The organism is Mycobacterium sp. ML4, from assembly GCF_054515735.1.
This window is the reverse complement of record NZ_JBTNSY010000013.1, coordinates 81,697-98,195: the sequence shown is the minus strand read 5'-3', so window position 1 is coordinate 98,195 and position 16,499 is coordinate 81,697. Positions and strand designations below refer to the sequence as shown.

At 68.6% G+C, this 16,499-nt stretch carries 3 protein-coding genes; 1 reads left to right on the top strand and 2 read right to left on the bottom strand.

Annotated elements, in window-relative coordinates; all coding sequences use genetic code 11:
• Nucleotides 1-9 precede the first annotated feature (9 nt).
• Nucleotides 10-1,224 (bottom strand): sensor histidine kinase, encoded by a 1,215-nt coding sequence (locus tag ACX9NE_RS16380; RefSeq protein ID WP_459362426.1) that lies wholly within the window; start codon nucleotides 1,222-1,224, stop codon nucleotides 10-12.
• A gap of 55 nt (nucleotides 1,225-1,279) precedes the next feature.
• Entirely contained in the window at nucleotides 1,280-10,039 is an 8,760-nt protein-coding gene (locus ACX9NE_RS16375; protein WP_459362427.1) for a PPE domain-containing protein, read from the bottom strand.
• Nucleotides 10,040-10,479: 440 nt separating this feature from the next.
• On the opposite strand from ACX9NE_RS16375, the gene ACX9NE_RS16370 reads away from it, so the two are divergent.
• Nucleotides 10,480-16,257 (top strand): PE family protein, encoded by a 5,778-nt coding sequence (locus tag ACX9NE_RS16370; RefSeq protein WP_459362428.1) that lies wholly within the window; start codon nucleotides 10,480-10,482, stop codon nucleotides 16,255-16,257.
• Nucleotides 16,258-16,499: the final 242 nt, after the last annotated feature.

The following is a 16,499-nucleotide window of genomic DNA, read 5'->3' as shown; positions in this document are numbered from 1 at the left end:
AGCCGCCACTCACACGAGCGGACGGTTCAGCGCCTCCTCGCTGCGCAGCGGCAACTCCACCCGCACGTGCGCCCCAACCGGCTCATCGACGACGGTCAACGTGCCGCCGGCCGCTTGCACCCGCGCCCGATGTGAGGCGAGACCGATGTGTCCCTCAGCGAGTCGACGAGCCGTAACGTCGCCAGTGATCCCAATTCCGTTGTCCGCCACGTCAACCCGCGCGATACCGTTGTCGGCCGTCAGTTTCACGGTCGCCGCGCTGGCCTGGGAATGACGGGCCACGTTGGAGACCAACTCGCGGATGACCCCAAACAGGATCGGGTCAACCGGATCCGCGTCCGGGTAGTCAACGTCCGTTGTGATCGCGATGCCCGAGCGGGCTGCGGCGACCGAGGCCAACTTGTTCACTGCCGCGGCCAGACCGACCTGTTCGAGTAGTGCCGGATGCAGCTCAAAGGTCGCCTCGCGCAACTGCCGGGCGGCTTCCTGCAGGCTGCTCAGCGCATGTTCGAGCGGCGCATCTGGTGACGCCTTGAGGAAGCCGGCGATATCACGACGGGCCGCCAGCACATCCTGCAACGGCCCGTCGTGAATAAACTCTGAAATCTTCCGGCGCTCGGCCTGCGACGCGGTCATCGTGTCGGCGAGCAACTCTTCGCGCGAGGTGGTGAGTTGGGCCAGTTCGTCGACGTTGCGCAGTCGGAAAATCACCACCACCAGCGCCGTAGCGCAGACGAAGGCGTACATCAGCACGATCAGTGCCGACTGCCCCGCGCCCACGCGAGGCACGATCACGGGATCCTGAGCTACCGAAGCGGCAAACACCGCCAGGCTGACGGTTAGTACCACGGCTGCGCGTCGCAGCGACAACTCGACGGCCACCAGGCGTGGCAGCAACGCCATCACCAGCAGCGGAACATATCCACCGGGCCACAGCAACTTGAAGCCGAATACCGCAGCGACGTCGGCCAGGCCGAGTGCCATGAGTGCCCTGTCGTCGTTGAACACATGGCTGGTGCCGGGATGTGCCACCGCCAGCGCGCCGGCCGTCACCACCGCGTAGATGCTGAGGAGCACTGCCTGCGCGGGCGATCGAGCGGGGTCGCCGACGATCACCGTCGCGATGATCATGATGAGAAGGACGCCAACACGGAGCATGGACCCTGCGTGCAGTGAGCGCAGGCGCTGTTTCCGAAGGACCTGCTCGATGTCTACGCTGCTCATCGGTACCTAACTTCGGGCCCTGAGGGGCCACGATTGGCGGATCCGCCAGCTCAAGTCATGGCAGTACGTTGTTCAAGAATCCTGACAGATTGGTGCCGACATTTCCGACCCCGGAGTCGAAGGCGGCCGTCGCGATGTCCAGCGTGCTGGTGTTGAAGAAGCCCGAAATGGTGTTGCCGACGTTCGCCAGGCCCGATTGCAGCTCGCCGTGGTTCAGGTAGCCCGAGTTGCCCGGGCCGCCATCATTGCCGAAGCCGGACGTATTTGCGAAGGCATTGGCGAGGCCCGACACCGCACCGTCCGCGGAGTTGAAGAAGCCCGACGCGCCGCCAGCACCGGAGTTGAAGAAGCCCGACGACGGGTCGGTGGTCGAATTGAAGAAGCCGGGGTCCTGCTCGGCGCTGAATCCAAATGTGTAGGGGCCCGCCGTGCCGCTACCGGGTAAATCGAAGGTCTGGCCGAGAGTCTGCTCCACTGACATGGCGGACAGGAGGGTGATGGCGCTGATGGTCCAGCCGCCGATGCTGCCGTTGTACACGGTGGTTGTCACGGTGCTGCACTTATAGAACGGGTACTCGTACCACGGATAGCAGATAGTCTGCTGTAGCTGGACCTTGATCGGGACGTCAGAAATGTTGATCGTATCCAGAGTTATCGCATTGACAGCTCCTTCGACAGGTATCTCCAGTGCGGCATTGACGTCGTAATGCCAGGGGATTTCGGGAATGGTCGAGGAATACGCGACCGAAGCCAAGCCCTGGTAATCGCCACGCCAGAGAATTCCGTTGCTGTAGTTGCCCGAAATGAACGCGCCGGTGTCGACGTTGCCGGAGTTGGCCAGCCCGGTGTTGGAATGACCCGTGTTGAACAGTCCCGTGTTGTAATTGCCGGGGTTGAAGCTGCCGGTGTTGTAGTTGCCGGGGTTGAAGCTGCCGGTGTTCGTGGAGCCGGTGTTGCCGAAGCCGGTGTTGTAGCTACCGATGTTGGCGATGCCGGTGTTGGCGGTCCCGGTGTTGAACAGGCCGGTGTTGGCGTTGCCGGGATTGGCGGCGCCGGTGTTGTAGTTCCCGGAGTTGCCGATGCCCCAGTTCCCGTTGCCCGAGTTGAAGAAGCCGATGTTGCCGGTGCCGCTGTTGAACAGGCCGATGTTGCCCGAGCCGGTGTTGAGGGGGCCGAGTCCGATCTGGTGGGTGCCGGTGAGTCCGAAGCCGATGTTGCCGGTGCCGGTGTTGCCCAGTCCGATATTGGCGGTGCCGGTGTTGCCGAAGCCGAGGTTGCCGTCGCCAGTGTTGCCGAAGCCGAGGTTGTGGTTGCCGAGGTTGCCGCTGCCCAGGTTGTCAGTGCCGAAGTTGCCGTTGCCGGCGTTGAGGGCGCCGACGTTGCCGTTACCCAGGTTGTAGTCACCGACATTGGCGAAGCCGACATTGATCTGCCCGATATCGGCCAGACCGACGTTCAAGACGGTGCCGGTGGGGCCGTCGCGGAACATGCCCGCCAGATCGGTGCCGACAGTGGCCACGCCGCTGATGTTGTCCGGTGTCGCGGTGTTGTATAGGCCGGAGACGGTGGTGCCGAAATTGAGCAATCCTGACTGCAGTGCCCCGACGTTGCGGTAACCCGAGACGTCCCCGGATGACAGGTTGCGGAAACCGGAGCTGTCGAAACCGGCGTTGCCGAATCCCGAGGCGGACCCGGTGCCGGAGTTGAAGAAGCCCGAGGACGGAGCCGTGGTCGCATTGCCGAAACCCGGTGCCGCAGGCGAGTTGACGAGCGGAATGCTGATCGGCCCGACACCGCCGGTCCCGTTGATTCCTAGCACTGTCGAACCGTCCGGGTTGCCGATGTTGATGGCCACCGTCGGTTGGGTGCCGAAGCTGATGATGATGGGGTCACCGGTCTCGGCGCCGTAAATGCTGAAGGGTCCGATATAGCCGACGACCTCCCCACCCAGGCCGTCGTCCAAGCCGCTGAACGTGATCTTGGGAATCGTGACCGGATTGATCTGAATGTCGCCGACGCTCACGGTGATTGGGATGTTGACGGGCATCTCGACGGTGAAATAGCCGGGGATTTCCGCAATGTTGATGGCGTAGTAGGCGCCGGTCTGGCCTCGGTTGTCGCCGCGCCAGAGCAGGCCGTTGTTCATGGTGCCGGTGTTGAGGGCGCCGGTGTTGAGGGTGCCGGTGTTGGCGGGGCCGGTGTTGTAGTTGCCGGGGTTGAAGCTGCCGGTGTTGTAGTTGCCGGGGTTGAAGTTGCCGGTGTTGGTGGAGCCGGTGTTGGCCAGGCCGCTGTTGTAGTTGCCGATGTTGGCGATGCCGGTGTTGGCGGTGCCGGGATTGAACAGGCCGGTGTTGGTGTGGCCGGTGTTGGCGGTGCCGGTGTTGTAGTCCCCGGAGTTGGCGATGCCCCAGTTTCCGTTGCCGGAGTTGAAGAAGCCGATGTTGTTGGTGCCGCTGTTGAACAGGCCGATGTTGCCTGATCCGGTGTTGAGGGGGCCCAGGCCGATCTGGTGGGTGCCGGTGAGTCCGAAGCCGAGGTTGCCGGTGCCGGTGTTGCCCAGGCCGATGTTGGCGGTGCCGGTGTTGCCGAAGCCGAGGTTGTCATTGCCGAGGTTGCCGCTGCCCAGGTTGTGATCGCCCAGGTTGCCGCTGCCCAGGTTAAGGTCGCCGAGGTTGCCGTTGCCCAGGTTGTAGTCACCGGTGTTGCCGAAACCGAAATTCCACACTCCGAGGTTGGCCAGACCAACGTTGAGGGCTCGACCGTCGGCGCCGGCGCCGTTGCGAAGTATGCCGGCGACGTCGGCGCCGACGTTGGCCACGCCGGAGACGTCGGCTGGGGTCGCGGTGTTGTAGAGCCCGGAAACGGTGGTGCCGTAGTTCAGCAGACCGGATTGCAGTGCACCGACGTTGCGATACCCGGAAACGTCACCGGAGGACTGGTTGCGGAAGCCCGAGCTGCCTCCGCCGATGTTGCCGATGCCCGAGGCGGTGCCGGTGCCGGAGTTGAAGAAGCCCGACGACGGGGACGCCGTCGAGTTGCCGAAACCGGGCGCGGCGGGGATATCGACGAACGTGATGTCGATCGGCCCTATCCCACTGTCGATCGAAATCGGAAGTGACGTGTCCGGCCCGCCGATGAGCGCATTGACCGGCGGCAGGATCGCGGTGAGGGTCGGGATGGTGATGCTGCTGAAGGTGACGCTGAGGTACGACGAACCCAGCACGCTGATCGTGATCGGTTGGATCGTGATGGGGTTGACGACGATGTTCGCGATATCGAGATTGATGGGGATGTTGACCGGGATCTCGAGGTCCATGTTCAACAGCGTGAATTCGGGAATGTAGATTCCGGCGTGGAAGCCGTACAGGCCCTGGTAATCACCCCGCCAGAAGAAGCCGTTGTTGTAACTGCCGGCGTTGAAGGCGCCGGTGTTGACGTTGCCTGCGTTTGCCAGACCGGTGTTGTAGTCACCGGCGTTGCCGAAGCCGGTGTTGTAGTCGCCGGAGTTGAAGCCGCCGGTGTTGGTGTTGCCCGTGTTGTAGCTGCCGGTGTTGTAGCTGCCGGGGTTGGCCAGTCCGGTGTTGGCCGCGCCGCTGTTGAACAACCCCGTGTTGTAGGCGCCGGCGTTGCCGACGCCCGTATTGCCGGTGCCGGGATTCCACACACCCGAGTTGCCGGTGCCGGCGTTGTCGATGCCGTTGTTACCGGTGCCGGAGTTCCCGATGCCGATGTTGTCGCTGCCGGCGTTGCCGATGCCGATGTTGCCGGTACCGGAGTTGAGCAGCCCGATGTTGCCGGCGCCGGAGTTGAACAACCCGATGTTGCCGCTGCCCGAATTCAGCGCGCCGATTCCCACCTCACCGTCGCCGGTCAGGCCGATACCGATGTTGTTGCTACCGGTGTTGGCGAAGCCGATGTTCGCGTTGCCGGCGTTGGCGAAACCGCGGTTGTAGTCACCGTCGTTGGCGAAGCCGAGGTTGCGGGCGCCGATGTTGCCGAGCCCGAAGTTGTGGTCGCCGAGGTTCCCGGAACCGACGTTGTGGCTGCCGTAATCGCCGATGCCGACGTTGAAGCTGCCGATATTGGCGCTGCCGAGGTTGCGGCTGCCGACGTTTCCGCTGCCGATGTTGAAGTCGCCGACATTGCCGCTGCCCACGTTGTAGTTGCCGTCGTTGGCAAAGCCCGCATTCGAGACCGAGAAATTGCCGAACAGTCCCGCAAGGTCGCTGCCCCTGTTCGCCACGCCCGAGACATTCGCGGGCGTCGCGAGGCCGGTGTTGAGCACGCCCGAGATCGTGTTGCCGTAGTTCGAGAGTCCCGACACGAGGTCGCCGACGTTCTTGATGCCCGAGACGCCGGCACTGCCGGAGCCGAGATTGAAGAAACCTGAATTGTTGGCACCGACGTTGGCCCACCCCGAGGAGCTGCCGGTACCGGAGTTGAAGAAGCCCGATGACGGCACAGTGGTCGAGTTGCCGAAGCCCGGCGCCGCCGGAATGTCGATCAGCGGAATCGCCAGGGGACCGATATCGCCGGTCCCATTCAGCGAGATCACTGTCGTGGGCCCGCCGATGGTCCCCTCTATTGGTGGCAGGACGATCGTGATGTTGCCGAGCGTGATCGGTCCGACGCTTAAAGCCTGCGTTTCCCCGGTACCGAGGACGTTGATGTCGGCCGTGTATTCGGGGATGGTGAAGCCCTGGACGGTCAGGGTGCCCAGCGTCGCCCGGACCGGAATGTTGATCGGGACGGTGACGCTGAGGTCGACCGGAATAGCGTTGTCGGGAATCGAAATCGTGTAGCTGTAGCCGTAGAGGCCCTGATAATCGCCCCGCCACAAAGCGCCGTTGCTGTAATTGCCCGCGATGAACGCGCCGGTGTCGACATTGCCCGAATTCGCCACACCGGTGTTGTAGTTACCGCTATTCGCCAACCCGGTGTTGTACCAGCCCGGATTGAAGCCGAAAGTGTTCAGGCTGCCGGCGTTGAAGCTGCCCGAGTTGTAACTGCCCGCGTTGCCGAACCCGGTGTTGACGTTGCCTGAGTTGAACGCGCCGGTATTGACGTCGCCGGAGTTGAGCAAGCCGGTAGAGAGCCGGCCGCTGTTGGCGATACCCCAGTTCCCGTTGCCCGAGTTCCCGATACCGACGTTTCCGGTACCCGAATTGAACAGTCCGGAGTTCGCGGTACCCGAATTGAACAGGCCGGTGTTGCCGCTGCCCGAGTTCAGCGCGCCGAATCCCACCTGGCCGTTGCCACTGAGCCCGATTCCGATGTTGTTGTTGCCCGTGTTGCCCAGGCCGATGTTGAAGTCGCCGGTGTTGGCGATGCCGGTGTTGGCGCTGCCCGCATTCGCCACGCCGTGGTTGCGGTCTCCGACGTTGCCCCAGCCGATGTTGTGGGCTCCCGAATTCGCGCCCCCGATATTGGCGGTACCGAGATTGCCGAAGCCGGCGTTGTGGTCACCGATGTTGCCACCGCCGAGGTTCAGATCGCCCACGTTTCCAAAGCCGAGGTTGTAATCACCGACGTTGCCGACACCGGCGTTCAGCGATCCGACGTTGGCCAGACCGAAGTTGTAGCTGGTCGTCCCCGTCACGGCGTCGCGGTACAGCCCGGCAAGGTCGGCGCCGAGGTTGGCCACACCAGAGACGTTGGCGGGCGTCGCGGTGCCGGTATTGAAGACGCCCGACATCGTGTTGCCCATGTTCGTTGCTCCCGAGAGCAGGGAGCCGACGTTTCGGTAGCCCGACACGTTCCCGGAGGAGACGTTGCGGAAGCCGGAGCCGTCAAAGCCGATATTGCCGAACCCGGAGACCGAACCCGTTCCGGAGTTGAAGAATCCCGACGACGGGCCGGCGGTCGCGTTTCCGAATCCTGGTGCGCCGCCGAAATCGACGATGGTCCATTGGGCCGGGCCGATGCTGGCGAACGCAGGGATGACGATCGCGGTCGAGCCGTCGGGGTTGCCGATTTGGATCTCCGGTGTGGGCCCGGATGCGTAGACCGGCGGAATGGTCAGGGAGTTGACGGTGCCTTCGAGGACGGGGATGGGCCCGAGCGTGGTGGTGGTCCCGAAGGGTATGTCCTCGATCGTGATTCCGTGGTAGACGGTGGTCGTGAAGCTGGCCGCGACGGGGATGTCGATCGGGATCGTGCCCGTCACATCCAACGCGATTTCTGGGACGTTGATGGCGTAGTAGGCGCCGGTCTGGCCTCGGTTGTCGCCGCGCCAGAGCAGGCCGTTGTTCATGGTGCCGGTGTTGAGGGCGCCGGTGTTGAGGGTGCCGGTGTTGGCGGGGCCGGTGTTGTAGTTGCCGGGGTTGAAGCTGCCGGTGTTGTAGTTGCCGGGGTTGAAGTTGCCGGTGTTGGTGGAGCCGGTGTTGGCCAGGCCGCTGTTGTAGTTGCCGATGTTGGCGATGCCGGTGTTGGCGGTGCCGGGATTGAACAGGCCGGTGTTGGTGTGGCCGGTGTTGGCGGTGCCGGTGTTGTAGTCCCCGGAGTTGGCGATGCCCCAGTTTCCGTTGCCGGAGTTGAAGAAGCCGATGTTGTTGGTGCCGCTGTTGAACAGGCCGATGTTGCCTGATCCGGTGTTGAGGGGGCCCAGGCCGATCTGGTGGGTGCCGGTGAGTCCGAAGCCGAGGTTGCCGGTGCCGGTGTTGCCCAGGCCGATGTTGGCGGTGCCGGTGTTGCCGAAGCCGAGGTTGTCATTGCCGAGGTTGCCGCTGCCCAGGTTGTGATCGCCCAGGTTGCCGCTGCCCAGGTTAAGGTCGCCGAGGTTGCCGTTGCCCAGGTTGTAGTCACCGGTGTTGCCGAAACCGACGTTGAGTTGCCCGGCGTTGGCCAAGCCCGCATTGAAAATCGTCCCGGTAGCGGAATCACGCAGCGCGCCAACCACATCGGTGCCGATATTGGCGAAGCCGGAAACCTCGGCGGGGGCTCCGAGACCGGTGTTGTAGAAACCTGAGACCGTGTTGCCGTAGTTCGCCAGTCCGGACACCAGGGCGCCGACGTTGCGGTATCCGGAGACGTCGCCGGAGGACTGGTTGCGGAAGCCGGAGCTGTCGGCTCCGATGTTGGCGAACCCCGAGGCGCCACCGGTGCCGGAGTTGAAGAAGCCCGACGACGGGGACGCCGTCGAATTGCCGAACCCCGGCGCCGCGGGGATGTCGATGATCTCTATGGTCCCGCCCTGCAGCTGACCCACCACGGTGGCGCCGATAGTCGTGGCCGCACTGCCGATGGCAATGGTCACCGTGGGCGCGGTCAGTGTGGATGGCTCGATGGTGACCGGTCCCAGATAGAAGCCACCGTTCAGGAAGTACGTCTTGGGGTATTCGTATCCCGGAATGATGTATTCCTGGCCGCCGACCACCAGGGTCTGGTTGAGAGGCATGGTCGAGTCGATATTGATGGGCACCGTGGGAATGTCGATAGCGACATGCGCGCTGATCTGGCCTTGATTGTTGCCGGTGACGAAAAGCCCGTTGTTGTAGTTGCCGGTGTTGAAGGCCCCCGTGTTCACGCTGCCGGGATTGAGATACCCGGTATTGAAGGCACCGGTGTTCAGCCCGCCCGTGTTGTAGTTGCCGGCGTTATAGCTTCCGGTGTTGGTGCTGCCCGCGTTGAAAAAGCCCGTGTTGTAGCGGCCCGCGTTGACCAGCCCGGTATTGGTGTCGCCGCCATTGAGAAGCCCGGTGTTGAAGTTTCCGGCGTTGCCCATACCGGTGTTTCCGAGGCCGGGATTGCCGAAACCCCAGTTGCCGGTGCCGGAATTCCCGATCCCGATGTTTCCGGTGCCGGCGTTGAAGAAGCCGATGTTGCCGGTGCCGGAATTGAACAAGCCGATGTTGGCGCTGCCCGAATTCAGCGCCCCGAAACCGATTACGCCGTCGCCGGTGAGACCGACGCCGATGTTGTTGCTCCCGGTGTTCGCAATCCCGATGTTGAGATCCCCGGTATTGGCAAAGCCGACGTTCCCGTTACCGGCGTTCCAGAAACCGCGGTTCTCGTTGCCGAAGTTGCCGCGACCAAGATTGTGGTCGCCCAGGTTGGCGAATCCGGCGTTGCCGACTCCGTTGCTGCCGAACCCGAAATTGCGCCCGCCGATGTTGCCGCTGCCGAAGTTTGTGTTGCCGACGTTCGAGGATCCGATGTTGGAATCGCCGATGTTGCCGCGACCGATGTTGCCGCTGCCGATGTTCGCCAAGCCCAGATTGCGGATCATCCCGAATGGGCCGGTCCCTGCCTCGGCGGCTGCCGCGACCGGGCTGCGGGTCTCGGCGACCAGCAGGGCCTGCGGTGACCGGGTGAAGGGCGCCAGCGCCGTGGCAATCGCGGAGGCTTCGGCGTGATAGCCGAACATGGCCACCACGTCCTGCGCCCACATCTGCTCGTACTCGGCCTCGACGGCGGCAATAGTCGGCGCGTTCAGCCCCAGCAGATTTGACGCGACGAGCCGGACCAGCTGAGCGCGGTTGGCCTCGATGATCGACGGATGCACCGTCGCTGCCTGCGCGGCCTCGAATGCGGCTGCCGCTAACCGGCTTTGACCGGCGGCCTGCTCCGCGCGGACTGCCGCATCACTCAACCACGCGACGTAGGGCGCCGCCGAACTCAACATCGCCGTCGATGCGGGTCCCTGCCATGAAGAATCCACCAGTCCGGACGTCACTGTGGAGAACGCGGACGCCGACCGACCGAGCTCGGCGGCCAGGGCCTGCCATGCCCCCGCCGCCGCGAACATGGTTTCCGGCCCCGCTCCGGCAAACATCTGCCGCGAGTTGTGCTCCGGCGGCAATCTCGCGAAATCCATCAAATCCCCTTAAACCGAAACCGATGGACCGAGTCGCGGTGGCGGTCGGTGCAACTGATCCGTGTCGGCGGGTGGGTGTCTCATGAAACTTGGCGACCTCCGCCGGTTGTAAACACCCGCAATTCATAGTGATTTCTCGTCATTCCGCAATCAGCCCCTCCTTCGCTCGGTGCTCGGTGCGCAATCCGTGACGCGGCCGGGCGGGAATGCTGGCTGTGAATGGAATAGCTACTGCGGCAACGTTTTCCGGTCGCAGCGCCCGCATCGTCGGTAGGCCTGCTTATAGACAGCGGCTCCGCTCTGCTCCCCTAATTGGGGGAGAAAAGTTCATCCCGCGAATCGACCGTTCTACCGAAGGAACTGCGGCCTCAAAAGCCCAAGGTGGTCTGTGGAGTTATGTCTCCGGAACTACATGCGCTGGAACATAAGGGGTCGAAGCGATGTCCTTCGTGCTGGCTAGCCCGGAAGCGCTCGTGGCGGCGTCAGCCGATGCCGTTGGCATCGGCGCGACACTCGGTTCGGCAAACGCCGCTGCAGCTGCTCCGACGACGGGCATACTTGCCGCGGCCGCCGATGAAGTCTCGGTCGCGGTGGCTTCGCTCTTCTCCGGGTACGGCCACGCTTATCAAAACCTGAGTGCTCAACTGACCGCCTACCACGAGCGGTTTGTGCATGCCCTGTCTTCGAGCGCGGACGCGTATGCCCTCGCGGAAGCTACCAACGCCTCGCCGTTGCAGATGACGGAGCGGGCCTTTCTCGACCTGATCAACGCGCCCACCGAGGCGCTGCTCGGGCGCCCGTTGATCGGTGACGGCGCCGACGGGGCCAGCGGGCCGGTGGGTCAGCCGGGTTCACCGGGCGGCATCCTGCTGGGCAGTGGCGGCAACGGCGGCAGCAGCACCAACGCGGGCGCACCCGGGGCGGCGGGCGGATCGGCCGGGTTGATCGGCAACGGTGGCGTGGGCGGTGCCGGTGGGACCGGGGCGGTCGGTGGCGCCGGCGGCAACGGTGGCTGGCTGCTCGGCTCTGGTGGCGCGGGAGGAACGGGTGGCGCCGGCGGCGACGGCGGGCAGGGCGGTACGGCACCGTTGTTGGGTAACGGTGGGCACGGCGGTGCGGGCGGAGCCGATCCTGCCGGTTACGGCGGCCAGGGCGGCACCGGCGGTCGAGGTGGGATCGCGTTGGGTTCCGGCGGGCCCGGCGGCGCCGGTGGGGTCGGTGCGGTAGCTGGTGGAGCCGGGGGTAACGGCGGGAACGCCGCGTTGATCGGCATCGGCGGAGCCGGCGGCAATGGCGGTGGAGGTGCCGCAGGCGCGGCTGGCGACGTAGGCGGTGCAGGCGGAGCCGGCGGGACTGGCGGAAACGGCGGACTGCTCGGATTCGGCGGTCACGGCGGAATTGGCGGCAACGGCGGAGCAGGCGGTGTTGGGGCCGTGGCATCGGCCGGGCAGCAGGGCAGCGCCGGTAACACCGGGGGTGCCGGCGGCGCAGGCGGAGCAGGGGGCCACGCGGTGATCGGCCTGGCCGGTGATGGAGGCCACGGTGGCACCGGCGGAATCGGCGGGACTGGCGGACTGGGTGGTGCCGCCGTCGGCGCGGGTGCCGCGGGCGGGCAGGGCGGTACGGGCGGCACCGGAGGGGCCGCCGGAGCTGGTGGCGCCGGCGGTGGGTTCGGCGCCAGCGCAGGCGGGGCAGGCAGAGGGGGCGCCGGTGGTACGGGCGGTGCCGGCGGCGCGGGCACCGCCGGAGCGGCCGGCGCCAACGACGCGAGCGTGCCGACCGCGGGCTTTCAGGGCGGTCTGGGTGGTGACGGCGGGGCTGGTGGTACCGGTGGTGCGGGTGTTGGTGGGGTGGGTGGAGGTGCCGGAGGTCAAGGCGGTGTCGGGGGTCAGGGCGGTGCCGGTGGCGCCGGCGGGGCGAATACGGGAACTAGCGGGGGTAGTGGCGCTGCGGGTGGCCGGGGCGGTACGGGTGGTGCGGCCGGGGCGGGTGGCGCCGGCACTGATGGCGGAGCGGCCGGCGCGATCGGTGCCGGCGGCCGGGGCGGTACCGGTGGTACCGGTGGTGCCGGCGGGGCCGGCCAGCCCGGCATCAGCAGCGGCAGTGCGCCCAGCGCGGGTCTGCAGGGCGGCCAGGGCGGTGACGGCGGGGCTGGTGGTGCCGGTGGCGCAGGCATTGGTGGGGTCGGCGGCGGCGCCGGCGGACAAGGCGGTATCGGGGGTCAGGGCGGCCAGGGCGGCGGCGGCGGCTCCAATGTCGGCGGCAACGGCGGCGACGGTGCGGACGGCGGCCAAGGGGGTACCGGCGGCACCGCGGGGGCGGCCGGCACCGGAACCGATGGCGGCGCGGCTGGCAGGGCCGGCATCGGCGGCCAAGGCGGGGCGGGCGGTACCGGCGGGGCTGGCGACACCGGTGCCACGGCCGGGACGCGCTTCGATACCGGCTCTGCCGGCGGCAAAGGCGGTGCTGGTGGTCACGGCGGTGTCGGTGGAGCCGTCCTTGCCGGTCAGCAGGGCGGAACTAACGGCTCCGGGGGCGCCGGTGGTAACGGCGGCCAAGGCGGTCAGGGTGGCACCGGCCACGCCGACGATGGCACCAACAGCGCCACGGCAGGCGGCACCGGCGGCACGGGTGGAACGGGTGGTACCGGCGGTGCGGCCGGGGCGGGCGGCACGGGCGGCATCGCGGGCGCTTCAGGTACCGGCGGTGCCGGTGGTCGGGGCGGTCAGGGCGGAGTCGCGTCGACTTTCGGCGGCACCTCGGGTCAGGGCGGCACTGGCGGCCATGGCGGCCAGGGCGGTCAAGGTGCCTCCGGCCCGGCGGCTGGAACCGGCTATACCGGCGGTCAGGGCGGCAACTCCTCCACCGCCAACGGGACAATCAGCGGCGGCGGGGGCCGGGGTGGCCAGGGCGGCGCCGGTGGCGCCGGTGGCGCCGGCTACGACGACGATGGCGCAAACAACGCCGGTGCGGGCGGAAACGGCGGGGTCGGTGGGCGAGGCGGCCTCGGTGGCACAGCGGGCACTGGCGGCTTTGCCAACGTCGGTGCCGGCGGCGCGGGCGGTGCCGGCGGGGACGGCGGGCGAGGCGGCGCCACCGCCAGCGTAGGTCACACTGCCGGCGACGGCGGTCAGGGCGGCCATGGTGGCCAAGGCGGTACCGGCGCGAACGGTGTTCGCCCCTTCGTCGGCAACACCGGTGGCGCCGGTGGCGAGGGCGGCGCGGGCGGCAATGGAGGTGCCGGCGGCGGCGCGGTCGCCGGGGCGACCAACGGTAACGGCGGCCACGGAGGGCAAGGGGCTCAGGGCGGCACCGGCGGCGCCGGCTACAACGACGACGGCGGATATAACGCCACGGCCGGTGGTGCCGGCGGTGCCGGTGGCACCGGAGGCGCTGCCGGCGTGGCCGGCGCCGGCGGCAGCGGTGGCGCCGCGGGCAGCGCGGGCGACGGCGGCAGCGGTGGCACCGGTGGTGACGGCGGTGCCGGCAAGGCGGCCCGAGCCGGTGGACCGCTGGATGGTGGTCAGGGCGGCACGGGTGGCGCCGGCGGGCAAGGTGGTGCCGGCGGGGCGGGTGTGGACGGGGTCGGCGGGGGTCAAGGCGGCCAAGGCGGCCTCGGTGGGCACGGCGGTGCAGGCGGCGCAGGTAGCAACGGCAGCCAGGGCGCTGATGGCGGTCCCGGCGGGCAAGGCGGGGCGGGCGGCGCCGCCGGGGTTGGCGGCGCCGGCACCGACGGAGGCGCGGCCGGGGCACACGGCACCGGAGGCGACGGCGGTGCCGGGGGCGATGGTGGCAGCGGCGGCACCGGCCAAGCCGGCGCGTCCGGCGCCTCGGCTACCGCCGGCGCCCAGGGTGGTCGCGGCGGCGAAGGTGGGCAAGGCGGTGCCGGCGGTGCGGGTGTCGGAGGAGTGGGCGGCGGTAACGCCGGCCAGGGCGGCGACGGTGGCCAAGGGGGCAAGGGCGGTGCTGGCGGCACGAACACCGGAACCAGCGGCGGCAACGGCGCCGACGGTGGTCAAGGCGGCAGCGGCGGCGCTGCGGGCTTAGGTGGGGCGGCGACCGATGGCGGCGCGGTCGGGCTCAATGGCACCGGCGGCACAGGCGGAACCGGCGGCGACGGCGGCAAAGGCGGCGCCGGCCGAACCGGGGTGTCCGCAGATTCACCCACGGCTGGTGAGCAAGGTGGCGGAGGTGGCGGCGGTGGCCGGGGCGGTGCGGGTGGCGCGGGCATCGGCGGTGTCGGCGGCGGGCAAGGTGGCCAGGGCGGCTTTGGTGGCCAGGGGGGCAATGGCGGTGCTGGCGGCGCCAACACCGGATCCAGCGGCGGTAACGGCGCTGATGGGGGTCAAGGCGGTTCTGGGGGCGCCGCGGGTGCGGGCGGCTCCGGCACCGACGGCGGTGGGGTCGGGGCGATCGGCGCTGGCGGCAGGGGCGGCACCGGGGGCGCCGGCGGCAGCGGGGGCGTCGGGGAATCCGGTACGTCTGGCGGCCCATCGCCGACTGCGGGCGGTCAAGGCGGCGGCGGCGGTGGCGGCGGCCGAGGTGGCGACGGCGGAGCGGGCGTCGGCGGGGTCGGTGGCGGTGAAGGTGGCCGAGGTGGTTTCGGCGGGCAGGGCGGCGCTGGCGGGGTTGGCGGCAACAACACCGGAACCAGTGGCGGCAGCGGCGGCGATGGTGGTCGAGGCGGCGCCGGCGGCGCCGCGGGCGCGGGCGGCTCCGCCACCGATGGTGGCGCGAGCGGGGCGATCGGTGTCGGCGGCAAGGGAGGCACCGGGGGCTCCGGCGGTAATGGGGCAACCGGACAAGCGGGTACGTCCGGCGCCGCGCCCGCTAACGGTGGCCAAGGCGGCGGTGGGGGTGCTGGCGGTCAGGGCGGTGATGGTGGTGCTGGCGTCGGCGGGGTCGGCGGCGGTGAAGGCGGCCGGGGCGGCATCGGTGGGCAGGGTGGCACCGGCGGCGTGGGTGGCACCAACACCGGCACCAGCGGAGGCACCGGCGCCGATGGTGGGCAAGGCGGCGCGGGTGGTGCCGCGGGCGCGGGCGGGGCGGCAACAGACGGCGGCGCGACCGGCGCGATCGGCACCGGCGGCCGGGGCGGGGTCGGGGGAACCGGCGGCAACGGCGGCACCGGCCAAGACGGCACGTCCGGCACCTCACCCACCGACGGTGGCCAGGGCGGCCGGGCCGGCGGCGGCGGCCAAGGCGGTAACGGCGGTGCGGGCGTCGGCGGGGTCGGCGGCGGTCAAGGCGGCCAGGGCGGCGTCGGCGGCCAGGGCGGCAAGGGCGGCAGCGGCGGCAACAACACGGCAACCAGCGGCGGTCTTGGCGCTAATGGCGGCATTGGCGGCACTGGCGGCGCCGCCGGGGCAGCCGGTTCGGGAACCGATGGCGGCTCCGCCGGCGCGACCGGCACCGGCGGCAAAGGCGGGACCGGCGGCGACGGCGGCAAGGGCGGCACCGGTCAACCCGGTCAGTCCGGCATCTCGCCCACTGCGGGTGGTCAGGGCGGCGGAGGTGGCGGCGGCGGCCGGGGAGGTGACGGTGGTGCCGGCATCGGCGGGATCGGCGGCGGGCAAGGCGGCCAGGGCGGCTCCGGCGGCCCAGGCGGCGACGGCGGCGACGGCGGCAGCCAATCTGACCCACTTATCGGCAGCGGGGCCGGCGGCGGTCGGGGTGGTTCCGGCGGCACTGCCGGCGCTGGCGGGGTCGGAGGCGACGGCAACGGCGTGGGCGGTGTGGGCGGCCAGGGCGGCACGGGCGGCACCGGCGGCACCGGCGGTGGCGGCAGTCGCAACGACCCGGGTGGAACCGGGGGAGCCGGCGGCGCCGCCGGTCTGGGTGGCGACGGCGGAGCCGGCGGCGGCACCACCGGCCCCGGCGGCAACGGCGGAAAAGGTGGAGTCGGCGGCACCGGTGGAGACGGTGGCCTCGGTGACACCGGGTCCCAATCCTCAGGCGGCGCCGGTGGACCAGGCGGCCCCGGCGCAGTAGGCGGCACCGGCGGCTCCGGGGGCAACTCAGTTCTGGGCATCGGCGGGACAGGTGGAACCGGTGGAACCGGTGGAAACGGCGGTGACGGTGGCGACGCAGAGGGCCCAGGCAAAGCCGGTACCACCGGCGGGAGCGGCAGTGTCGGCAGCGGTCCCACCGGCGCGACGGGCGGGGCCGGTGGGACCGGCGGGACCGCCGGCACCGGCGGGGCCGGCGCTCCCAGCTGATCACCTGGCCCGGAGGATCCCGATTCAGCGGTCAATTCCTGCCGAGCCGCGGTGGCCGCGCGAGTATGGGGCTCGGTCCTGGACCGAGAGACCATCCGCCACGGATCGCGCTCGGGCGAAGAAGCGGCCCTTCTCCTCCCCCCAATTGGGGGAAAAAATTTCACCCACCATATCCGCCTTCTGACCGAGGGTTCGGCGGGTCGGTGCGCGCGAGAGTCGTAGGTGGGGCAGTGGCCTGGTTA